The sequence below is a fragment of the Streptomyces sp. NPDC022910 genome (assembly GCF_055561075.1).
The window spans coordinates 54463-77508 of the sequence record NZ_JBVHHL010000005.1; the positions used below are offsets into that span (position 1 = coordinate 54463).

A 23046-nucleotide genomic window follows, 5' to 3' on the forward strand; every position below is an offset into this window, starting at 1 on the left:
CCCGACGGCCTCGCCACCCGCCCGGTGGACCCGTGCCCTGGTCACCGGGTTCGCGGACCTGGTACGGGAGCACGGTCCCGCTCCGGTGGCCGATCTGGCTTGCGGCGCCGGTCATGTCACGGCGAGACTCCACGCCCTCGGCGTGCCCGTGTTCGGGGTCGACGTGTCCCCCCGCATGGTGGCCCTGGCCCGGCGCACGCACCCCGATGTCCGCTTCCATGTGGGCACGATGACGGCCCTGGACCTGCCGCCCCGGACCCTCGGCGGCATCGCGGCGCTGCACTCGATCATCCATGTGCCGCAGGAGCACCTGCCCACGGTCTTCGCCGAGTTCCACCGGGTCCTGACTCCCGGCGGGCACGCCCTTGTGGCGTTCGAGACAGGTGACGACGAGCACGTCGCGGTGACGGAGTGCCTCGGGCACGAGATGGCCCTTGACCACTACCGGCACGCCCCCGACACGAGCGCGGCCCATCTCGCGAAGGCCGATCTGCCCGTCCACACGCGCACGCTCCTCGAGGCAGACCCGGACGAGAAGCGGCAGCGTGCGTTCCTGCTCGCCCGCGAACAGTGCGCCGAGGACTGAGCAGCCGGGCACGAGGCATGCCCGGCGCCGTCAGCCGAAGCGGCCCGCCACGTAGTCGGCCGTCCGCTGGTCCTGCGGAATGCCGAAGATGTCCTCGGTCGGGCCGTGTTCCACGATGCCGCCGGGGGTGCCCTGTTCGGCGAGGAAGAAGGCGCACTGCTGGGAGACGCGCGCGGCCTGCTGCATGTTGTGGGTGACGATCACGATGGTCACCTGACCGGCGAGCTCGTGGATCGTCTCCTCCACCCGGCGGGTGGAGGTGGGATCGAGCGCCGAGCACGGTTCGTCCATGAGCAGCACCCGAGGGCGCACGGCCAGCGCGCGGGCGATGCAGAGGCGCTGCTGCTGGCCACCGGAGAGCGCGCCGCCCGGCTGGCGGAGGCGGTCCTTGACCTCCCTCCACAGGCCCGCGCGGGACAGGGACTCCTCCACCAGCTCGTCCTTCTCCCGGCGGCTCACGCGCGTCCCCGTGAGGCGCAGACCCGCCACCACGTTGTCGTAGATCGACATGGCGGGGAAGGGGTTGGGCTTCTGGAAGACCATGCCGATACGGCGCCGGGCGTCGGTCAGGCGTCGCTCGGGGGCGTAGATGTCCTCCCCGTCGAAGAGCACTTCGCCCCCGAACGCCGCCGACGGGATCAGCTCGTGCATGCGGTTGAGCGTGCGCAGAAACGTCGACTTGCCGCAGCCGGAGGGACCGATCAGACTCGTGACCTCGCCGGCGGGCATGGTGAGGGAGACCCGGCTCAGCACCTGGTGGTTGCCGAACCAGGCGGAGACCGCGCGGGCTTCGAGGGTGGCGGGAGCGGGGGCCGCTGCCATGGGTACGGGCGGCAGGACGGCGGTGTCGGTCAGGGCGTCGGTCACGTCGGGTACCTCGGTTCGTGGCGGGGCCGGTGCGGCGGTCACAGCAGGTTGGGCAGCAGTTCGGTGGTGCGTGTGGCGACCTGGAGGCCGAGCACCGCAACGAGGGGGGCGAAGACGATCCACGTCTGATGACGGCCCCACCGGTGCCACGCCCACACCGCGGCGACGGACGCGAGGAGCAACGCCTGCAGCCACATCACCAGCGGCCACGGCACCCCGGAGGGGCGGGCCAGCGGCTCTTCGGACTGCGGCAGCGTGCCGGAGCGAATGACGGCCGCCGGGGTCTGGAAGGGCGCGGACACCAGGTCCGCGTCCACGCGCAGGATGCCGCCTGGCATGTAGCTTGGTCCGGTCGCCGTGACCAGCACCAGCCGTCCCTTGCCCGCGGCCACCGGGGCGGGCGCCGGGTCGCCGGCCCGGCGGACGTCGAGGACCTGGTAGGTAGCCTTGCCCTGGCCGATGATCACCGTGAACCTGGCGCCCTCGCGTAGCCGGGCAAGCCCCCCGAACGGGCCACCGTAAGCGGCCGCCCGGCCCATCAGCACGCTCGTGCCCGCCTGTCCGGGCATCGGGGTGTCCCGTCGGTGACCGGGGCCGTCGGTCATGACGGTCGAGTCGGTGCCTTCGAGGACGACCTGGGTCATGTCCAGGGCGGGGATGTCGATCAGCGCGACCGGGGTGCCGGGTGCCAGCAGCCGGCCCTGCTGGTCGGTCTGGGCCACCGGGGCCGTGCCCAGGGCGAGTTGGTTGCGCAGCTCGTCGAACGCGGCGCGCTGGGCGGAGTGCTCCTGGATGCCGCTGACCAGCAGCAGCTGGGCGGAGATGCCGAGGAGCAGGGCGGCGAGGCTGAGCAGGCCGCCGCGGGCGAGGTGGCGGACGGCGGTCACGCTGCCAGCGCGCGCCCGGAGCGCGGCCGGTGCGAGCGTGGTCTGTACGGCGACGGTCACGACGGCCCGCCTCCTTCGCTGGTCGTGGGGTTTGTCTCGGGTCCGGCCGGGGAGACTGCGGTCGCGGTCTCCCCGGCCGGGCTTGATCAGGTGGACCGGATGGTGAAGCTCGCGCCGTTCCTGGCGGTCACCGTCGAGGAGCCGGCGTAGTACGCGTGCAGCGTGTGCCTGCCGCGGCTCAGCTTGGGCAGGGTGATGGTCACCTTGCCGCCGCTCAACGTGCCGGTCGCGATGACGCGGGAGCCCTCGTAGATGCGCACCGTGCCGCCCGGAATGGTGCCGGTGGCGGACACCTTCACCGTGACCTTGGCGCGGCTGGTGTGGCTGACCGTGCTGGGCGCGGTGGTGGCGACACTCGGCGTCGCCTTGACGATCTTCAGGGAGACGGTCGTCGAGGACGCGTTCAGCTTGCTGCTGCCGCCGTAGGAGACACGCAGCGAGTGCGTGGCGACCTTCAGGTGGTTCGACAGGCTGATGGTGACCTTGCCGGTGGAACCGAGGGTGCCGGTGCCGAGGGTGGTGGAGCCCTCCTTCACCGTGACCTTGCCTGTCGGGACGACCCCGTGGGAGTCGGTGACCGTGACGGCGACCTTGGGCGTCTTGCCGTACGCGGTCGTGGCGGTGGTCGCCTTGGTGGCGCTCGCGTACTTGACGACACCGCTCCACGTGGCGAGAGCGCCGGCGCCGTTGAGGTTGGCGGCGCTGACCGAGGCGGTGTAGCTGCCGAGGGCCAGACCGCCGAAGGTGTACGACGTGGTGGTGGCCGGGACGTCCTTGACGGCCACGACGCCGCCGTCCGAACCGGTCAGCGTGATGCGGTAGTCGGTGACCGGGAGGCCGGTGGCGGCCGGGGCGGTCCAGGTGAGCTTGACGCTCGCGTCGCCCAGGGTGGCCTTCAGACCCGGCGCGGCCGGCGTGGAGGCGTCGACGCCCGACTCCTCGAGACCGCCGAACTTCGCGTGCTTGTTCGGGTTGATCGAGCCGTTGTACGACTCGTTCAGAAAGCCGAAGTCGGCGATGACCGCCTCGGCGGCGTCGGACGCCAGCGCGGCGACGTGGCTGCCGCTGGTGACGAAGACGTCGTAGAGGTCCTTGTCGAAGAAGATGCTCGTCGGGTCGATCGCCCGGCTGGGCACGACGTTGTAGACGTCACGGCCGAAGGTGGCGTTCTCGTAGTAGCTGCTGACCGGGATGAACTTCCCGTTGGCCTTCGTCACCGGGCTGGTCTCACCGGTGTCGCCGGGCAGCTGCACGGAGGCCAGGTGGCCGCCCGCGGCCGCGGCGGCCTTGCTGTGGTCGGGGGCGATGCCGTTGTTCTGGGCGATCCAGCTGCCCACGGAGAACGGAACCAGCGCGCCGTCCTCGGTGAGGGCGTCGTCCGCCTGGTTCTCCTGGACGGTCGGGATGTTCGGGGAGAGCGTCGCGTCGGTGATGCCGATCGCGGACAGGAAGAACTTCCGGGTGCCTGAGCCGTTCTGCGGGATCTTCGGGTGCAGGGTCTGGCCGTTCACCTCGGTGAGCGTGCCGGAGTAGATGTCGTGCAGCTGGTCCACCGTCAGCGTGTCCAGGGCCGAGCCCTTGACGGCGACGCCGACCGCGTCCCGCGCGAACGGGACGTAGGTGAACGCGGTGCCGGCGGTGCTGGGGCCGCCGGAGGAGCGGGCGAAGTCGACCTGGCCCTTGATGGAGACGCCGGAGCTGTCCGGGTACTTGTCACCGGTCAGCGACTCGCTCAGGGCGAGACGGCCCTTACCCGAGCCGTTCGGGCGCAGGAAGGACGGGCCGCCGGAGCGGGTCTGGATCGGGGAGTTGGTGGAGCCGGTGTCGGGCTCGACCGCGTCGTACGAGGCGATGCCCGCGCCGCTCGCCGACTTCACGGCGGTCGCGGAGTAGTCCTTGCCCGCCACGGTGTCGCCGGCGAGGGCGTTGAGCACGTCCTGCGTGGTGTCGGACCCCACGCCGACGAGCTGCCGGAAGGTCCCGGCGGGGGTGGGGTCGGCGGACGCCGGGCTCGCCAGAGCCAGGCCGCCGGCCACCACGGCGGCGGCGACGAGCGCCGCCGTAGAGCGCGTTCTGCGCATCGAGAGTCTCCTGACGGTTGAGCGTGGGAGAAGGGAGATCTGGCAGGGTGGTACGAGCCGTCCGCCCCGACTGCCTTTCGGGGCGGGCGGCCGTCTGTGGGGAGCGCCGCATCGGCGCTCCGGTGTCAGCCCCGACCCGGTGGCAGCAGCCTCCGCAGCCGTTCGGGCAGGGTGAAGGCCGGTACGACCGTCACGGTGCGGCCCCCGGGGAGCGGCACACGCAGCGGGAGGCGCAGTCGGCTGCCGCCCGCGAAGGGCGCGCCGACCGCGGCGGCGGCGCCGAGGGCGGCACCCACCGGGACGGCGTAGCGCAGCGCGTTCGCGGGGTCGGCGGGTGTGGTGCCGAGGGCCGTGGTCTGCACGGCCTTGCCGCCGCCGTACGAGGGCGCGTCGCTGGGCGTGGCGCCGGCGCCGGCGCCGGCGGCGCCGTCCGAACCCGTGGCGCCGTCTCCGGTACCGCCGCTCGTGGCGCCGCCGTCCGATGCGCCTCCGGAGCCACCGGCACCGCCGGAGGTTCCACCAGCCGAGCCGCCGTCGTGCGAGGGACCGGTGTAGTGGGCGAGTGCGTCGGCGGCGCGCTCCGTCCGGGTGCGCAGCTGCTTGGACAGCGGGGCGTAGCCGGCCGGCAGGCGGCCCGGGTCGGCGCCGCTGACCTGCCCGGCGCCCGCCACATAGCGCAGGAGGGTCGCGTAGTCCTGGCGGGCAGCGGCCTTCACCTCGCCGGGGCGCACGGCCGCGTAGACCAGTTGGGCCAGCGGGTAGGCGCCCTTGGCGGTCGCCCGAGCCGGGCTGATCTCGGCCACCCCGGACCCGGAGGCGCTCGCGGCGGCCGCGGTCAGCGACACGGTCGTGGGGGCGACGAACTTGCCCGCGGCGTTGCGCAGCCTGGCGGTCTGCAGGCCGTAGCGGGATGCGGAGGCGGCGTCGGTGATCGTGATCATGAACCGTGAGCCGACGATCTGTGGTCCCGGGCTCTTGTACGTGGGCGGGTTAGCGAGAGCGTCCCAGGTCGACTTCCACAGCGTGTCGGTACGCCGGGTGCGCAGGGCTCCGTCGTGCATGTCAGTCACGGGCGGGTGGAAGTCGGTCATGCACTGCAGGGCGTCCTTGGGTGCGTCCGTGCCCGGGGGCACCGTGCACCAGGGATCGTTCTTCGGGTAGCTGTCGGTGTGGGCGGGGTCGAAGGCCGGGCCCTTCGGCACCAGGTCCGCGTTGGTGCTGTAGTACGGGTTGACGCGCATGCCCCAGTCGTCGGGGACGCCGGCGAGGAACTGGCGGGCTTCCTTGTCGGACAGGATCCACTGCCACAGCGCGCGGGCCGAGTCCGAGTGGCCCGCCGCGGTCAGCAGGTCGGTGTCGGTGGCCGGGGTCTCGGCGACCGACAGATCGGCGAACTCCGGGTTGAGCGCGATGAACTCGGGGTCGCTCGCCAAGCCCGCAGGGTTGTTCTTGGCCCAGCCGTACCCCGATGCGGCCTTGTCGCTGAGCACCGCTCCCCAGGGGGAGTTGCGGTAGGACTCGGTGAGCAGTTTGGCAACCAGGCGGGGCGTGAGGTCGATGGAGTCGACTTTCGTGCCGGCGAGCCTGCGCACGCTGTCCGGCGCCCCGGCCTTGGGTCTGCGTTCGATGGTGAAGCCGATGGCGGCTCCGGAGAGCGCGACTGGTGCGTAGGTCGTGGTGCCGGAGGGCGCCGTCGTACCTTCGTCCGAGCCGAGGGCCCGCGTGGTGAAGGCGAGTCCGGCGGCTCCGTCGGAGCTGATCTGCTGGCGGGCGTCGGGCTCGCCGAGCTCGGTGTAGCCGTACACCCGGCCGGTCGGGCACAGGGCCGCCTGCCAGCTGGTCATGGCGTCGGCGGCGAGCTCGCTGCCGATGGTGGGGCGCTCGTCGGCGCCGAGGGCGCAGCCCGAGCCGACCGCGTTGAATTGAAGGGGGATCGCGATGCGGTTCTTCCAGTTGGTGGAGGACACCGGGGAGCCCGCGTTCACCTGGCTCTGGTCCGCGTACGGCTTGCCGTCGAGGTCCAGGTGGCCCTGCGGGACGATCACCAGCCAGCACGGGCGGGGCCTGGTGACGCCGTTCCGGGTGACCGTGACGCCGCACCCCAGGTGCGGGGCCTCGCTGGCGGTCTGCACCTCGAAGTACTCGCGTCCGGTGCCGTCGGCGCCGGTGCGGGCGAAGTCGACCTCGTTGGTGGTGTTGCGGTTGAAGAACTGGTTGTTCTGGGTGTTGCTGGTGATGACGGTGCCGTCGACGGACTTGAAGGGCACCTCGCCCTGGCCGAAGGGGTTGCCCGCCCCGTACCGGTCGTCATCGCCGTAGTTGGTCGGGTCGGCGTTGTAGGTGACTTTGCGCGTGTCGTCGCGGTCGTTGCCCGGCCAGCTGTCCCGGCCGGTTACCGGGGACCCGCCGAACTGGCACTGGGTGCGCGGTGGACCGGGATTGGACGGCACGGTGCCGTCGTCGTCTCCCCAACACTGCATGATCTGCACGAAGTCGGTGTTGAACCGCGTGCCCGCGAAGGTGGTCGGGCTGCCGCCCCTCCAGGAGACGCTGATCGCCTGGCTGCTGAGGTGAGTGGTCTGGTCGACCGTGAACTTCATGTCATTGAACTCGCCGCGCCCGGCGACGGTGACGGCGGAGCCCTTGGTGTCCGCAGCGGTGGCGGACGGGGCCGCCTGCGCCACGGCGAACCCGGCGAGGGCACCGACGACCCCTCCGGCGATCAGGCGGACCAGAGCGTTGCGCAGCCGCCTCATCGCGCGCCCCCGTCCGTGGAGTGGCCGTCCCGGGTGCCGGTGCGCGAGGCGATCGCGCGGGAGACGACGGAGGGCAGCAGGACGAGCCCGAGCAGCAGGCCCACCGCGAGCAGCATCAGCGTCTGGGTGCTGGTCCAGCCGTGCCGCCCGGCCACCGCGACCGGCTGGGCGAGGGCGACGGTGCCGCTCGCGGGCGTGCCGCCACCGGCTGCCGCGCCGTCCGGCGCGATGGTCTGACCGGTGTCGGGGTCGACGGAGGGCTGTGCGCTGCCGCCGCCCGAGCCCCCCGTACCACCGCCGGAAGCGCCGCCGGCCGAGGTGCCGCCCGTGCCCGAGCCGCCGCCGTTCGAGCCGCCCGAGGAGCCGCCCGAACCTCCGGACCCGCTGTTCGACTTGGCGCCGCCGGTGCCCGTGGTGCAGGGCGGGGCGCCCTTCTTGTCGCAGGCGGCCGGGTAGGGCGCGGTCTCGGCGAGCTTGTTCCGCCCGCTGGTGGTGAAGGTCGGGTTGTTGCAGCCCCGGATGTTGATGTTCTGCGCCTGCACCCCGGGGATCCGGCGGATCTGGTCGAAGCCCGCCTGGACCAGGTTGATCGGCAGCGGTGAGTACCCGAGCTCGGGTGCCTTCTGCTGGCCCTGGCACATGAAGTAGTACGAGAACGCGCCGAGGGTCCTGCCCTTGGCCTCATTGAAGATGCCCTGCACCTTCAGCGGCAGGATCATGTACGAGTAGCTGGACAGCGGGTAGTTGCGCTTGTCGGTGTCGTTGTAGACGCCGTCGAGTTGCTGGGTGAGGTAGTCCGGGGAGCTCTTGTTCGTGTTGATCTTGGCCTTGAGTAGCGACACCGCGACGTTCTGCGGGGTCGGCTCGGTGTAGTAGCCCGCGTGGTTGAGGACCTTGGCGACCGGATAGTGCTCGTTGAGCGCGTACGAGTAGTTGACGTAGCCGATCGCGCCCTCGCCGTAGTTCTGGGCCACGTACGAGGCCACGCCGAGGTCCCCGGACTGGGCGATCATGCCGGGGACGGTCGGGTAGTTCGAGGTCTGCCCGCAGGCGCCGGAGCGGCCGACGCGACGGCAGTAGTCCTCCCACAGGCCCTTGTGCTGGTTGGCCATCCACATCGTGAACTGGGCGGTGGAGCCCGAGCCGTCCGAGCGGACCACGGGGACGATGGCGCGGTGCGGCAGTTGCAGACCGGGGTTGTCGGCCTTGATCACCGGATCGTCCCAGGTCTTGATGACCCCGGTGAAGATCTTGGTGACCACGTCACCGGAGAGCCGCAGGTTGGTGATCCGCTTGCCGCCCGCAGTCAGGTGGTACATGAACACGGTGCCACCGGCCACGATCGGCATGTAGGCGTACGATCCCGGGGCCGGGCGTTCGGCGGCGGAGCCGTCGGTCGGGTGGGTCTGGAAGGGGATGTCCGAGACCGCGAAGTCGACGGTGCCGCTGAGGAACTGCCGACGGCCGTCCGAGGAGCCGTTGCCCGCGTAGTCGATCCGCATGCCGTACTGGTTGACGGCGCGGGCCCACGCCGCGACGGCGTTCTCCGCCCATGTGGAGCCGGCTCCGGAGATCCGGGTGTAGGCGGTGTCGGCGGCGGCCGGTGCGGTCAGGGGGCCGCCCAGCAGCGCGGCGATCATGGCGAGCAGTGCGCCGAGAATCCCCGGCGCGCGCAGGCGGCGCAGAAGAAGGGGCAGGTGACGGCGCATCAGTCGGTCTCTCCGAACTTGTGTCCGGGGTCCTCTTCGGTGGTGGACCCGGAAGGCTTGGCGAACGGGGCGTCCTGCGGGTCGGCGCCGAACAACGTGAGGCCGGGGGCGTGCAGTTCGGCGAAGCGGGCGACGTCGCGGCGCGAGGCACGGGCCGTGCGGCGGGCTTGGCGGCGGCTCTGGTGCCCGGGGCCGCGGCCGCCGATCACCCGTGCGATGGCGAAGAGCACCAGGACCAGGGCCATCAGGACGGCCGCCGCGCCGAAACCGCGGGCGATCATCGCGGGCTGCGGCGACTTGACGAAGTTGAAGACGGCGAGCGGCAGCGAGATCATCGGCCCGCTCGTCGGATCGGCGTTGAGCGCGGCCGTGAAGCCAGCGGTGAGCAGTACGGGCGAGGTCTCGCCGATACCGCGTGCCGTGCCGAGGATGACGGCCGTGGCGAGGCCGGAGCGCGCGGTCGGCAGGACGACGTGCCACACGGTCCGCCAGCGCGGGGCCCCGAGCGCCTCCGCGGCCTCGGTCAGCGTGCCCGGCACCAGCCGGAGCACCACGTCCGCGGCGCGGATCACGATCGGCAGCATCATCACGCTGATCGCGAAGGCGGCCGCAAGGCCCGACTTCGGCATGCCGAGGATGAGAATCCAGGTTGCGTACACCATCAGACCGGCCACGATCGAGGGCAACGCGGTCATCGCCTCGACGATGGTCCGCACGAACCGCGAGAAGCGACCCGGGATCTGGTTGAGGTAGACCGCGCAGGCCAGGCCGAGCGGGACCGTGATCGCCAGGGCGATCGCGATCATGATGAGCGTGCCGAGCATCGCGTGGGTGATGCCCCCGCGGGTGATCGGGTCGAGCGGGCCCGCCGCCCGCATGTCCTGGGTGAAGAAGTTGCCGTGCGGCAGCGCCTCGCGGCCGCGCCAGGCGGTGAAGCCGACGACCATGGCGAGCGCGGAGAACAGCAGCGTCGCCGCCGTCCACAGCACCACGGTCATCACCCGGTCGCGTACGGCCTGCCCGTTCTCCTCCAGGCCGGTGAGCACCGCGTAGATGGCGAGGAAGGCGAGGTACGCGGTGACCGTGAAGCCCAACGCACCCGAGAACGGGGCGAGTTCTCCGAACAGCAGCACCGTGACGCAGAACCCCGAGACTGCGGCGCCGAACAGGGACAGCACGCCCGAGCGGGTCAGGCCGCCGATGCGGCGGGGGCGGTCGGGCAGGTCCGCGGGCTCGGCGGCGGCCGGCACCGGGGCCGGTGCGGTCTGTTCGACGGTCTCTTCCACGACGGTCATCTCATGCCTCGCTCTGCGCGCCGGACCGGGAGCGGGCCACGATGGAGGAGGCGGTGAAGTTGACCGCCAGGGTGAGCAGGAACAGCGCCAGGCCCGCCGCCATCAGCGCCGACATGCCGAAAGTGGAGGCGTCGCCGTAATGCAGGGCGATCAGTGAGGACACCGAGTTCGAGCCGGTCTGCAAGATGTGCGGCTGGATGACGAAGACCGGCGAGATGATCAGGTAGACCGCGATCGTCTCACCGAGTGCCCGCCCGAGCCCCAGCATCGTGCCGCCGATGATGCCGCCCATGCCGTAGGGCAGGACCACCGCGCGGATCATTCCCCAGCGGGTGGCGCCCAGCGCGTACGCGCCCTCCCGCTCGCCCACCGGCGCCTGGGAGAACACCTCGCGCATCACCGAGCACTGGATCGGCGCGACCATCAGCGCGACGACGATCCCGGCGACGAAGGTGGAGGCGGTGTAGACGCTCTCGGAGGCCAACGGCTCGCCCGGCTGGGCGCCGTCCACCTTGAAGAGGGGGAACCAGCCGAACCAGTCGGACAACCAGCGCGACAGCCCGATCACCTGCTGCTGCAGGAAGAACAGCCCCCACAGGCCGTACACCACGGAAGGGACGGCCGCCATTAGGTCGACCATCGTCACGAGGGTGCGGCGCAGCGGGCGCGGCGCCACGTCCGAGATGAACAGCGCGGTCCCGACGGCCAGCGGCACGGAGATCGTCACCGCCACGGCGGCGATCAGCAGGGTGCCGGTGAGCACGGCCGCGATGCCGAAGTGGTGGACGTCGGGCTGCCATTCGGCGGTAGTGAGGAAGGAGAAGCCGGTGGCGCGCAGTGCCTGAGTGGCCCTCAGGAGCAGAAATAGACCGACGGTCGCCATGATGGCGAGGACGACGACTCCGGTGGCCGTCAGCTGGAGGCGGAAAACACGGTCGCCGATCCCGCGGGCCGCACGCGGCCGCCGGAGTGTCGGTTCGCCGAACTCCGAACTCGCGAACGCCAGTTCACCGGTCGCCGGTCTGCCGGACTCCGGAGAACCGGAAGCCGGTTCCTCGCAGTCCACTCTGTCCGAGTCCGATGCGTCCGGGTCCGGTCTACCCGAATCCCGTTCGCCGGACTCGTGTTGCGTGGCCACCACTGTGGTCCCCCCACTGCGGAAACGAATCTCTCCGCGGGGGACCGATCGGCCCCCCGCGGAGAGATTCAATGGCCGGATCGTGTCGGTCCAACGCGCGCCAAATGGCCAATCAGTGAATCCCACATGTCTGTTCCGTACGTCGCTTGTGGGAATTCTGAGGTGGGAGCCGTTCTAACCCGCCGCGACGTCCTGTCCGGCGGACACATCCCGTTCCACCGTCGCGGGCAGCCGGTCCACGTCACGGGCCGTCCCCGTCACTCCCGACAGGAAGCCCTGGGCCCGCGGCGACGCCCCGTTGGTCAGCCATGCCGGGTCGATGTCGCACACCGCCACCCGTACCTCCGTGCCGGCCAGGGCCAGCGGCAGGGTGTGGACGACCGTGGACGGGAAGCTGAGGACCGTACGGCCGATGGGACCGCGACGCGCGATCAGTTCCAGCGGCAGATCGGGGCGGACCACCTCGAGGCCGGTCCGCACCGCCAAGTGGTGCAGTTTCTCGGGGCTTTCACGGCGGTGGGCGAAGTAGCGCCGCGCACCGTGCGCCTGCGCGAGGGCCGTCACCGCCTCCAGGTAGCGCTCGCCGTCCACCACTCCCGTCTCGACGAGAGAGGTGCCGACCAGGTCCGCACCCTTGGTGATGCGCGGCGGCCCGAAGCGGGCGCGGGTGAAGGAGAAGTCGTTCGCCGTGACCGTGACCCCGGCGGGCGCCTCCTCGATCGGCATCGCCGAGAAGACCTCCACCGTGCGCCGGGCGCTCGGCGTCAGGCGGCGCCGCGCCGACGACGACACCGGCGCGAAGAGCAGATCACGTGGGCCCCGGCGGCCGCCCTTGCGGTGCCAGCGCACCAGACGTTCGCCGCGGGCGAGTTGGGCGACGAACTCCATGGTCGCCGTGCCGTCGTCCACCACCACCAGTTCGCGCGCCCGGGTGATCGTCAGCAGCAGCTGGACGTAGCGGGAGAAGGGGTCTCCCATCACCACTCGGTGCGCCCGGCGCAGCAGCCGGGTGAGGCCGCCGACCGTCTGGAACGGCGCGGCCGTACCGCCCCGCGCCTCCTCCCAGCGGACCCCGTATCCCTCGTCGCGGGCCAGCTCCGCCATCCGGCGGAGCTGGCCGCGGGTCATCGGGTCGGTCGGGGACAGCACCACAAGGGTGAGCCCCCCGGGCGCCGGATGTCCGGCCGCCCCCGCGTCGTCCGCCGACGTACGCCCCTCGCCGGACCGCGGGCCACCCTGTGCGGGGATCGCCGCAGGGCGCCCGGGCGCATCGCTCCCCGCCGTGCGGAGCGCGTGTGCGTGCGCCCACTCCAGCACGTTCAGGAGTTGCACGGGGCTCTCGACGAAGGCCAGCGTGTGGTGGCCGGCGGATCCGGCGCGGGGGCTCATCGGCGTACGACCGTCCCGTAAGGTGCTCAGACCGACATCGGCTCGCCGGCGGCCGCGGCGATCTCCGCCTCGGCGACGACGCCGGCCACGCGGCGCAGCTTCTTCATCGGGCCGAGCTCGGAGTCGTAGACCTTCTTCACGCCGTCGCCCAGCGAGGCCTCGATGGTGCGGATGTCACGCACGAGGCGCTGCAGGCCCTGCGGCTCGACGGAGGCGGCCTGGTCGGAGCCCCACATCGCGCGGTCGAGGGTGATGTGACGCTCGACGAAGGTGGCGCCCAGGGCGACCGCGGCGAGCGTGGTCTGCAGGCCGGTCTCGTGGCCGGAGTAGCCGATCGGGACGTTCGGGTACTCCCGCTCCAGGGTGTTGATGACGCGCAGGTTCAGCTCCTCGGCCTTCGCCGGGTAGGTGGACGTGGCGTGGCACAGCAGGATGTTGTCCGAGCCGAGGACCTCGACCGCGTGGCGGATCTGCTTCGGGGTCGACATACCGGTGGACAGGATGACGGTGCGGCCGGTGGCGCGCAGGGCGCGGAGCAGCTCGTCGTCGGTCAGGGAGGCGGAGGCCACCTTGTGCGCCGGGACGTCGAACTTCTCCAGGAAGGCGACGGCCTCGGTGTCCCACGGGGACGCGAACCAGTCGATGCCCTTCTCCTTGCAGTACTCGTCGATCTGACGGTACTCGTCCTCACCGAACTCCACGCGGTGGCGGTAGTCGATGTAGGTCATCCGGCCCCAGGGGGTGTCGCGCTCGATGTCCCACTGGTCGCGCGGGGTGCAGATCTCCGGGGTGCGCTTCTGGAACTTGACGGCGTCGCAGCCGGCCTCGGCGGCCACGTCGATCAGCTTGAAGGCGTTCTCCAGCTCACCGTTGTGGTTGATGCCGATCTCACCGCAGATGTACACGGGCTGACCGGGACCGGCGGTACGCGTACCGAACTGACGCAGACGGGAGTTGGTGCTCATGGCAGGGAGATTCCTTACTTGTCGAGGGAGTCGAGAGAGGGGCCGAGGATCCAGCTGGCGATCTCTCGGATCGCGCCGTCGCCGCCGGGTACGGTGGTGACCGCGCGTGCGGCGCCGCGCACGACGTCGTGGGCGCTCGCGACCGCCACGGGCCAGCCGACGAGGGCGAAGCACGGGAGGTCGTTGACGTCGTTGCCGACGTAGAGCACGCGCTCAGGCGCGATGCCCTGCTCCTCGCACCACTGCTTCAGTGCGAGGTCCTTACGGTCGATGCCGTGCAGGACCGGGATCTGCAGCTTCCGGCCTCTGGCGGCGACGACCGGGTTCTGCTCCGTGGACAGGATGAGCATCGTCAGGCCGCTCTTGCGCAGCGCCGCGATGCCGAGCCCGTCCCCGCGGTGCACGGAGACGAACTCGCGTCCGTCGGAGTCGATCAGCACCCTGTCGTCGGTCTGGGTGCCGTCGAAGTCGAGTACGACCGCGTCGATGTCGTCGCGGGTCGGGAGCGAACCGATGGGGGTCCCCCCTGTTCGAGCGGAGTCGAGAACTTGGGGGAGGGTCGCGTCGAAGAGGGGCGCGAGGGCCCGGGCGCGGGCCAGGTCGTGCGGATCGTCGATCTCCAGCACGCGGGCCGGGTCGGTGCGCACGAGTTCGGTGCGGCCGAAGAAGCGGTGCCGGTGCTCGCGCAGACCCGCGGCGTCCATCGCGTACGCGGCGCCGGTCTCCAGCAGGTCCTGGGGACGGTCCTGGCGGCGCGGACGGAACGACTTGTCGTGGTTGACGCCGTACCCGCCGTGCGTGGCCGTGGAGTCGGCGACCCGGATGGTGCCTCCGACCTCGTCGGTACGCTGCCGCCCGATGACCGGCGCGGGCTCGTCCGCCGCGTCGCGCCAGACGAAGCCGTGGAAGGAGGCCACCGTCAGCGCCGTGTCCGCACCGTTCTCGACGACCGCCGCGGCCACCCCGTCGACGTCCTCGCGCACGAGGAAGGGGCTCGTGCACTGGACCAGCAGCACCACGTCGACCGGCGAGCCGTGCAGCGCCTCGTGGGCGTCCATGGCGTGCAGGACCGCGTCCTCGGAGGTGGCGGTGTCGCCGGCGATGGCGGCGGGGCGCAGCACCACCTCGGCGCCGGCCTCTCGGGCGGCGGCGGCGATCGCCTGGTCATCGGTGGAGACCACGACGTCGGTGATGAGGCGGGCGGCCCGGCACTCGCGCACCGCGCGGGCCACCAGCGGCACCCCGCCGACCGGGGCCAGGTTCTTCGCGGGCACGCCCTTGGAGCCGCCGCGCGCGGGGATCACCGCGAGCACACGGCGCACCGGCGGCGCCTCTACCGCTTCCGGGTTGGACATGGGCTGTACTCCTTGAGGTCCTTGGCGTGGGATCCGGTCGCTCACAGCTCCCCCATCCGCCGGATCACGGGTGCCACGCGCTGCACTCCGTGGCGGTAGGCGCCGCGGGCCGCGCGGCGGACGATCTGGCGTACCGGGCCGGCCGCCTTGTCGGCGGCGGGTGCGCCGGGCAGCGGGCTGCCGTCCGGTGCGAGGTGGTGGCGGGCGAGGACGCCGGGCAGATAGCCGGGCGCGGTGACGGGGGTGTAGTAGGGCCCCAGCGGCGGGAGTTCACCGGCGGCCAGCAACTCGCGGATGCGCCGGCGCGCCTCGTCGAAGGCGGTGGCGTACGACCCTCCCCCGGAGGAAGAACCCCCAGCGGCGACACCCTGCCGGGCGACCCACTCGGGGTCGGGCGCCGGCTCGTGTCCGGCGTCGAGCTGGTCCCAGGAGGCGAGGCAACCCGAGCCCACGAAGTGGTGGTTGCCGAGCGCCTCCCGCACCCCGAGGTCGGTCAGGACGACGGTGGGGATACGGCGGTGCAGGGACTCCAGGGCAGCCGTCGAGCTGATGGTGACCAGCAGGTCGGCGTGGTCGAGGACCTCGCCCATGTTCCCGTACACCAGACGGAAGTTGGCCGGCAGGTCCTGCTTCTGGGCCAGCTTCTGGTACGGCAGCTCCTCGATGTGCGTGGTGTGTTCGCCCGGCTTGGAACGGAGCTTGAGCACCACCTCGCGCTCGGGATGCCGGCGCGCGTGCTGGATCAGCCGGTCCAGCAGGTACGTACGGTCCTTGCGGCTCTCCGGCACGGAGGGCTGCGCGGCGAAGACGACCGTGTAGGGGTCCTTCTTCTCGTACGGGGCACCGCCGAGGAAGGGCAGCGCCACCTCGGTCACCGACGAGGCGTCGGCGCCCACTCCCTCGTACACGGCCCGGAAACGGTCCGCGTCCTGGCGGGAGTTCGCGAGGACGAGGTCCGCGCCGTGCCGCAGCAGCAGGCCGTCGGCGAGCTTCTCGTAGACGACGCCGACATACCCGGTGACGACCACGGGCCGCTTCGTGCGGCCCTGCCAGGCGTGGGCGAGGCCGTGCAGCATCGCCTGGACGGCGCCGCCGACGAGGGCGAGCACGAGGACGTCGTACGTCTCCTCCGTCATCTCGCGCAGGAACTCGACGGCGGTGACCTCGCGCAGGGAGTCCGCGCGGACGCCGACCTCTTCGAGCTGGCGCACGGTGGGAGTGGCACGGCCGCGCAGCAGGAAACCGGCCAGAGCGGGATCGGCTTGCGCGTCACCGCGCGGCCCCGCTTCCATGGACGGGCCCGCCGCGAGGCGGCTCGCGGTCAGCGCACCCCATTTCCACCGGGTGTCGGAGTCCGCGAGGACGGCAATCCGCAGGGGCTTCGTAGTACTTGCTGGCACGAACCAAGACGCTAGGAAGCAATTCCTAGGTATGACCCAACCACGACTCAACAAAAGGTTAACAGCACATCACCGAGAGCCGAACTGGCCCGTCGAAGCCCTGAAAGCGCACGGGATGCACCGTTCCGACACATGGAGTTCACCCCCCGTATGCACACCGGAAAGTTCACCAGTCGGGCGGGACCCTACGCTTTCGCAAGTGCCAAAGCTTTCCGTGATCGTGCCGTTCTACAACGTGCAGCAATATGCCCCGGACACTCTGCGAAGTCTCCGGCTCAACGCCCGACCAGAATTCGAGTTCATCCTGGTCGACGACCGTTCGAGAGACGACACGCCGGTCATTCTCGAACGGGCGGCCGAAGAACTCTCGGATGTCGCGAGCGTGCGTTTCATCCGCCGGGAGGAGAACGGGGGGCTCGCCACCGCGCGCAACACCGGCTTGGATGCGGCGCAGGGCGAGTACGTGACGTTCCTGGACGGGGACGACTGGCTCGCTCCGGGATACCTCGATGACCTCGTGGCGGCCATGGACGAGCTGGGCTGCGACTTCGTCCGTACCGATCACGTCCAGGCCACCGCACGCGCCCGTGCCGTGTTCCGGGCGCCGCACGGACGGCGCTGGGAAGTGATGAACCCGCGTGACGCGATCCTGCCCGCCGACCGGTCGACCTCGGTCGACTACCCCTACGCCTGGGCCGGGGCCTACCACCGCCGCCTCCTCGACAAGGGGCTGCTGCACTTCACCGACGGTCTGCGCACGGCCGAGGACCGGCCGTGGATCTGGAAGCTGCACCGTGAGGCGGAGTCGTTCGCCGTGGTCAGCCTGATGGGTGTCTTCTACCGCCGCGGGGTGGCCGGTTCCCTCACCCAGATCGGCGACGTGCGCCAGCTCGACTTCATTCGCGCCTTCGACCAGGTGATCGAGGAGACCGCGGCCGACCGCGATGCCGACCGGCTGCTGCCGAAGGCGGTGCGGACCTACTGCGCGATCATCGCCCACCACCTCTCCGAGATCGACAAGTTCGAGCCACAGGTGGCCAAGCAGCTGCGCACGATGAGCTCGGCAGCAGTCAAGCGCATGCCCCAGGAACTGCTCACCGACGTCCTCGACACCATGGACCTGAACCGTTCCTCCAGGCTGCGGCGACTGCGCCGCCGGGCCACCACAGCGAAGGCGGCTGCCTGATGTCCCGAACTACCCAGATCTTCTGCGCCTCCACGCTGTACGGCGCCGCCACCCTGGCCGCCGCGATCGAGGCCGACTGCTTCCCCGAGGCCGATCGCCGCCTGCTGCTGGTGTGCAACAACGCCGCGATGCCGGAGACCACCCCCGCCGTCGACGACATGCCGGGCTTCGCGTCGCTGCACGATCACTTCGACGCCGTGCTGTCCTGGAACGACGCCATCCGCCCCTTCCACCCCGGGGCCTGGGCGCCGCGACCCGACGACATCCCGCTGTTCGAACGTTATCTGCGGCTTTTGTGGGACCTGGGCGACGACCGTGTGGCACTGGTGCTGGAGTCCATCCAGGTCAACCCCGCTCAGGCCATCGCCCAGTCGTTCACCGACGCACCCATCGACGTCTACGCCGACGGGCTGATGAGCTACGGCCCCACGCGCAACAAGATCGACCCGCTGATCGGCACGCGCGTGCGCAGGCTGCTCCACCTGGACCTGGTGCCCGGCCTGACACCGCTGCTGCTGACCGAGTTCGACGTGCCCGCCCAGATCGTGCCCACCAGTGCGTTCCTGAAGGTGCTGAGCCGGGTCGGTGACGCCGTTCCGCAGCTTCCGGCCCTGCCCGACAACGCCGCCGTCCTGCTCGGCCAGTACCTGTCCGCGCTGGACATCCTCTCTCCGCAGGAGGAGGAGGACCTGCATGTGCGGATGATGCGGGGCGCGGTCGCCCGCGGACACCGCACGATCGTCTTCAAGCCGCACCCGACCGCGCCCGCCCGCTACAGCCGCGCCCTGGAGGCCGAGGCCGGCAAGCTCGGCGTGGACCTCACCGTCCTGGACCTGCCCGTGCTCGCCGAGACGCTGTTCGAGAAGGCCCGGCCCGCGCTGGTGGTGGGCTGCTTCTCGACGGCGCTGTTCACCGCCACCGCCTTCTACGACCTGCAGGTGGCCCGTATCGGGACCGAGCCGCTGCTGGACCGCCTCACGCCCTACCAGAACAGCAACCGCGTCCCGCTCACCCTGGCCGACGCACTGCTGCCCGATCTGGAGGGCAAGAGCGGGGGCGACACCCTCCCGGCCGACACGCTGACGGGTCTGGTCACCGCCGTCGGCTTCGTCATGCAGCCGCAGATCTACCCGGATCTCCGATCGGCGGCTGAACGTTTCCTCTCCCAGCACTTCGGCCCACGCACCCAGCGCTACTTCAAGCGCCGTCGGCTCACCTCGCTGGGGCTGCCGGGCGGCATCCCGGAGCGGCTGGCGTTCCTGCCGCGCAGTTCCACGGCGCGCCGGGTCGTACGGCGGGCGAGGGCACTGCGCAAGGCGGTACGACGCTGACGGCGTGAGCAGTGCGCCAGGTGCCGGAGAGTCCTGTACCTGGCGCACGACTCACGGGAATTCCCGGTGAACAACATGGAACCGGAACGGGGATCGGTCCGGGGGCGGCCTAGCATCGCGCAGCCACGTCCGCCCAGATTCCCCGCTCCGGAGGCGCTCCATGCCGAAGCTGGCCCGGCTCTACCCCCTCCTCGACGACGTCCGGCTCCCCGAAAGCCTGCCGTACGCGCAGATGAGCGAGTGGGAGCTGCAGTTCCTGTACCTGCTGGGCCGCCACCACCTCACCGGCGAGGACGCACTGGTGGAGCTGGGCTCCGGCGGTGGCGGTTCGACGTACGCGCTGGCACTCGGCCTGCGGGAGAGTCCCGTGTTCGAGGAGCGGACCGGCCGGCTGCACGCGTACGACTTCTTCCGCGTCGGCAAGGGCACCTTCGCCTCGGAGAAGTTCTTCACCTCCGGGGCCGCGCCCGAGGGCGGCAACTCCTTCCTGGACGACTTCCGGGCCCGGCTGGAGCCGTTCCTGCCGTTCCTGGAGATCCACGCCGGGGACATCTGGCAGACCTCCGACCCGGACGACCGCTCCCCCGTCGAGTTCCTGCACATCGACATCGCCAAGACGGCCCGCGTCTTCCGCTGCGTCGCCGAGCGGTTCCTGCCCCGGCTGCGGCCCGGGTCGGTCGTCCTGCACCAGGACTTCGCGAGCCCCCGACTGCCGTGGCTGCACCACAGCACGGGTGCCCTGCTGCCGTACATCGAGATCGCCGGGCCGCCGATCCGCTCCACGCTGGCCTTCGAGATCACGCGGGCCGTCCCCGAGGACGTGCTGCGGCGGATCGCCGAGGACGCCTACACCGTCGAGGAGAAACTGGAGCTGATCTCCGCCGTCCAGGAGCGCGTCGACCGCGACCACACCGGCAAAGTCCCGTTCCGGCCCGTGCTGGAGCTGGCGAAGGCGTACGTGGCGCACTACGCGGACCGGCCCGAGCAGGCGTGGAAGATCGCCGAGCCGCTCACCTCGGACCCGTACCTCTCCGAGACCCGGGCAGACCACTTCGCCCAGCTGCGCAAGGCGTACGAGGCGGTGCCTCAGGCGCCGGCCGAGTCGCGGCTGAAGCGGCTGGTGCGCAAGGCCGTCCGGCGTTGACCGTTTCGCCCGGTCGTCAAACCTGAAAAGACGAAGAGCAACGGGGAAGTTCACTCCCGGACACGGGTTGTTGGGCTGGGCTTAACGAAGCCTCCATAGCTTCCCGGAATGCTGCAAATAGATTTCTCCACGCTCCCGTTCATGTCGGTGGGCGGTCCGAGATGACCCAGCAGGACATCCGTCCGCCCGCCCAGGCCCTGGCTCCCGCCTCACTCGCGGCGGTCGAGCCGGAGCGGGCCCGTCGGCCGCTCGTCTCGTACGTGCTGCCGGTCTTCAACGAGCAGGACGGCATCGCCGCCTTCCACACGGCACTGACCGCCGCGCTCGACGGCCGTCCGGACCTCGACGCCGAACTGGTGTACGTCAACGACGGCTCCTCGGACGGCTCGCTGGCCATCCTGCAGGACCTGGCGCAGAAGGACGACCGTGTCCGCGTGGTCGACTTCGCCCGCAACTTCGGGCACCAGATCGCGATCACCGCCGGCCTCGACATCGCCAAGGGCGACGCGGTCATCGTCATGGACACCGACCTGCAGGACCCGCCGCGGGTCAGCCTGGAGCTGGTCGACGCCTGGCGCGAGGGCGCGGAGATCGTGCACGCCCGCCGCCGCTCCCGCCAGGACACCGCGTTCAAGCGGACCACAGCACACATGTTCTACCGACTCCTGCGCTCCTGGACCGAGGTGGACATCCCGGTGGACACCGGCGACTTCCGCCTGCTGGACCGCCGGGTCGCCGACGAGCTGCGCAAGTACCGTGAGCGCAGCCGGTTCGTGCGCGGCATCGTCGCCTCGATGGGCTACCGACAGAAGGAGATCTCCTTCGACCGCGACGAGCGGTTCGCCGGTGAGACCAAGTACCCGCTGCGCAAGATGGCCCGGCTCGCCGTCGACGGCGTGACCAGCTTCTCCACCGTGCCGCTGAAGCTGATCACCCGGCTCGGCTTCATCGTGCTGACACTGTCGCTGCTCGGCATCCTGTACGCGCTGGCCATGAAGTTCTTCCGGCCCGAGATCACCGTCTCCGGCTGGACGATGCTGATGGTCGTCGTGCTCTTCCTGGGCGGCACGCAGATGCTGTCGCTGGGCGTGCTCGGCAGCTACATCGGGCGCATCTACAGCGAGGCGCAGCGCCGCCCCCTGTATCTGGTGCGTGAGGTCATCGGCGACCGCGAAAAGGACGGGCGGGACGGTCCCGGTGGCGTCTGACACAGCGGCCGAGAAGGCCACCGCCGGGGCGGTGGCCGAGGACCGGCGGCGCACCCTGCGCCAGTTGGTCCGCTACACCCTGATCGGCGGCAGTGGCGTCGCGCTGGACATGGTCGTCTTCCTGCTGCTGCACAACTGGGCGGGGATGAACGAGCAATTCGCCAACGCGCTCAGCACCACGCTCGCCATCGCCAACAACTTCGTCCTGAACACGCTGTTCACCTTCGAGCGGCGCGACCGGCTCGTGGTGCGCTTCCTGCGCTTCTACGCCGTCGGGCTGACCGGGATCGTCCTGACGAATCTGCTCTTCCTCGCCTTCACCGACGCACTGGGGATCGACGCCAACCTCGTCAAGGCGGGTTCACTGCCGCTGGTCCTGGCGCTCCAGTTCGTGCTCAACAGAAAGTGGAGCTTCGCATGAACCTCGGCATCATCGGCGCGGGTGCCACCGGCCTGACCGCCGCCTGGGACGCCGTACGCGCCGGCCACCAGGTCACGATCCTGGAGGCGGCCGGCGAACTCGGCGGTCTCGCCGCCTCGTTGCAGGTGGGCGGCGTCCCGTTGGAGCGCTACTACCACCACATCTTCCGCAGCGACAAGGCCATGATCGCCCTCATCGAGGAGCTGGGCCTCGGCGACGCACTGCGCTTCCACAAGCCGACCACCGGCATCTACCGCGGCGGCAAGCTGATCGACTTCACCTCGCCGTTCGACATGCTCCGCTTCCCGGAGTTCTCCCCGATGGACGCGGTGCGCTTCGCGGGCTCGTCGGCGGTGCTCAAGGCCGTGCGCAACGGCGAGCGCTACAACGACCTCACCGCGCTGGCCTGGCTGCGCAGGCGGGCCGGCAAGAAGGCGACGGCCGCGATCTGGGAACCCCTGCTGCGCGGCAAGTTCGGCGACCGCGCCGAGCAGGTGTCGATGGCGTGGCTGTGGGCCCGCATCCACTGCCGCACCTTCGAACTCGGCTACGTCGACGGCGGGTTCGAGCGCGTCTACGCCGCCCTGCATGACGGCATCGAGGAGCGCGGCGGCAAGGTGGAGTTCGGCAAGGCGGTCGAGACGATCCGGCAGGAGGGCGACGCCGCCGTCGTGACGTGCGCGGACGGTTCCCGCTACAGCTTCGACCAGCTGATCGTCACCACCCCGCAGCCCGCCTTCGCCAAGGCGGCCGGGCTGCCCGCCGACGACAAGGCGTGGAAGAACCAGTACCTCGGTGCGACCTGCTTCGTCCTCGAACTGGACCGCAGTGTGATCCCGTACTACTGGCTCAACATCAACGAGCCGGACTTCCCGTTCCTCGCGGTCGTCGAGCACACCCGGATGATCGACCCGGCCGTCTACGGCGGCCGTCACGTCCTCTACGTCGGCAACTACGTCGAGCGCGAGGACTGGCGGTTCACCACCGAGCCCGGCGAGCTGCTGGAGAAGTTCGTGCCGTACCTGAAGCGGATCAACCCGGAGTTCGACCTCTCCTGGGTGAAGGAGTGGCACTTCTCCAAGGCCGGCTTCGCCCAGCCGGTCGTCACGCCCGAGTACCGCGCGCTGATCCCGGGCCACGACACCCCGATGAGCCGGGTCAAGCTGGCGACGATGGCGCAGATCTACCCGCAGGACCGGGGGCAGAGCTACTCGGTGGCGATGGCGCGGAAGGTGACCGCGTCGATGGGGCTGCGCTGACCGCAGACG

At 70.8% G+C, this 23046-nt stretch carries 18 protein-coding genes; 7 read left to right on the plus strand and 11 right to left on the minus strand.

All coding sequences use genetic code 11. The features are described 5' to 3' along the window. The first annotated feature begins 85 nt into the window (after window positions 1-85). Window positions 86-586, plus strand: coding sequence for a class I SAM-dependent DNA methyltransferase (locus ACZ3TS_RS06570; RefSeq protein ID WP_467614199.1), 501 nt, complete (start codon window positions 86-88; stop codon window positions 584-586). A 30-nt stretch (window positions 587-616) separates the two neighbouring features. Here the strand turns inward: ACZ3TS_RS06570 and pstB are convergent, their stop codons facing one another. From pstB to ACZ3TS_RS06625, 11 genes are all read right to left on the minus strand, one after another. Continuing rightward, on the minus strand, window positions 617-1408 hold the full coding sequence (gene pstB / locus ACZ3TS_RS06575; RefSeq protein ID WP_467614552.1) for a phosphate ABC transporter ATP-binding protein PstB: 792 nt from the start codon (window positions 1406-1408) through the stop codon (window positions 617-619). A gap of 83 nt (window positions 1409-1491) precedes the next feature. Further along, the gene (locus ACZ3TS_RS06580) at window positions 1492-2400 is read right to left on the minus strand and encodes a sortase (protein ID WP_467614201.1); all 909 of its coding nucleotides are present in this window, start codon (window positions 2398-2400) and stop codon (window positions 1492-1494) included. Window positions 2401-2486: 86 nt separating this feature from the next. Continuing rightward, window positions 2487-4481: an Ig-like domain repeat protein gene (locus ACZ3TS_RS06585; protein WP_467614202.1), complete on the minus strand. Its 1995-nt coding sequence runs from the start codon at window positions 4479-4481 to the stop codon at window positions 2487-2489. A gap of 125 nt (window positions 4482-4606) precedes the next feature. Beyond that, entirely contained in the window at window positions 4607-7237 is a 2631-nt protein-coding gene (locus ACZ3TS_RS06590) for a hypothetical protein (RefSeq protein ID WP_467614203.1), read from the minus strand. Beyond that, window positions 7234-8946: a phosphate ABC transporter substrate-binding protein PstS gene (pstS, locus tag ACZ3TS_RS06595; protein ID WP_467614204.1), complete on the minus strand. Its 1713-nt coding sequence runs from the start codon at window positions 8944-8946 to the stop codon at window positions 7234-7236. Before pstS ends, ACZ3TS_RS06590 begins: the two co-directional genes overlap by 4 nt. Next, complete coding sequence (gene pstA / locus ACZ3TS_RS06600) at window positions 8946-10241, minus strand: phosphate ABC transporter permease PstA (RefSeq protein WP_467614205.1); 1296 nt, start codon at window positions 10239-10241, stop codon at window positions 8946-8948. The genes pstS and pstA overlap by 1 nt, the downstream gene beginning before the upstream one ends. Window position 10242: 1 nt before the next feature. Then, complete coding sequence (gene pstC, locus ACZ3TS_RS06605) at window positions 10243-11307, minus strand: phosphate ABC transporter permease subunit PstC (RefSeq protein ID WP_467614207.1); 1065 nt, start codon at window positions 11305-11307, stop codon at window positions 10243-10245. 246 nt (window positions 11308-11553) lie between these two features. Further along, window positions 11554-12768 (minus strand): hypothetical protein, encoded by a 1215-nt coding sequence (locus tag ACZ3TS_RS06610; RefSeq protein WP_467614208.1) that lies wholly within the window; start codon window positions 12766-12768, stop codon window positions 11554-11556. Window positions 12769-12794: 26 nt separating this feature from the next. Next, window positions 12795-13733 carry an N-acetylneuraminate synthase family protein gene (locus ACZ3TS_RS06615; protein ID WP_360998101.1) on the minus strand — a complete coding sequence of 313 codons (939 nt, stop codon included), beginning with the start codon at window positions 13731-13733 and terminating at the stop codon, window positions 12795-12797. A 14-nt stretch (window positions 13734-13747) separates the two neighbouring features. Further along, the gene (locus ACZ3TS_RS06620) at window positions 13748-15088 is read right to left on the minus strand and encodes a cytidylyltransferase domain-containing protein (protein WP_467614210.1); all 1341 of its coding nucleotides are present in this window, start codon (window positions 15086-15088) and stop codon (window positions 13748-13750) included. Window positions 15089-15129: 41 nt separating this feature from the next. Beyond that, complete coding sequence (locus tag ACZ3TS_RS06625; protein ID WP_467614212.1) at window positions 15130-16488, minus strand: DUF6716 putative glycosyltransferase; 1359 nt, start codon at window positions 16486-16488, stop codon at window positions 15130-15132. A gap of 199 nt (window positions 16489-16687) precedes the next feature. Here ACZ3TS_RS06625 and ACZ3TS_RS06630 point away from each other — a divergent pair, with 199 nt between their 5' ends. The 6 genes from ACZ3TS_RS06630 (at window position 16688) to ACZ3TS_RS06655 (ending at window position 23037) form a co-directional block, all read left to right on the plus strand. Continuing rightward, window positions 16688-17674: a glycosyltransferase family 2 protein gene (locus ACZ3TS_RS06630; protein WP_467614214.1), complete on the plus strand. Its 987-nt coding sequence runs from the start codon at window positions 16688-16690 to the stop codon at window positions 17672-17674. Continuing rightward, window positions 17674-19005: a polysialyltransferase family glycosyltransferase gene (locus ACZ3TS_RS06635; RefSeq protein WP_467614215.1), complete on the plus strand. Its 1332-nt coding sequence runs from the start codon at window positions 17674-17676 to the stop codon at window positions 19003-19005. Before ACZ3TS_RS06630 ends, ACZ3TS_RS06635 begins: the two co-directional genes overlap by 1 nt. 160 nt (window positions 19006-19165) lie before the next feature. Further along, complete coding sequence (locus ACZ3TS_RS06640; RefSeq protein ID WP_467614217.1) at window positions 19166-20149, plus strand: class I SAM-dependent methyltransferase; 984 nt, start codon at window positions 19166-19168, stop codon at window positions 20147-20149. Window positions 20150-20310: 161 nt separating this feature from the next. After that, entirely contained in the window at window positions 20311-21357 is a 1047-nt protein-coding gene (locus tag ACZ3TS_RS06645) for a glycosyltransferase family 2 protein (RefSeq protein WP_467614219.1), read from the plus strand. Further along, entirely contained in the window at window positions 21347-21778 is a 432-nt protein-coding gene (locus ACZ3TS_RS06650; RefSeq protein WP_467614221.1) for a GtrA family protein, read from the plus strand. Before ACZ3TS_RS06645 ends, ACZ3TS_RS06650 begins: the two co-directional genes overlap by 11 nt. Further along, a complete protein-coding gene (locus ACZ3TS_RS06655) occupies window positions 21775-23037 on the plus strand; it encodes an NAD(P)/FAD-dependent oxidoreductase (RefSeq protein WP_467614223.1) in 1263 nt (420 codons plus the stop codon). The genes ACZ3TS_RS06650 and ACZ3TS_RS06655 overlap by 4 nt, the downstream gene beginning before the upstream one ends. Window positions 23038-23046 lie beyond the last annotated feature (9 nt).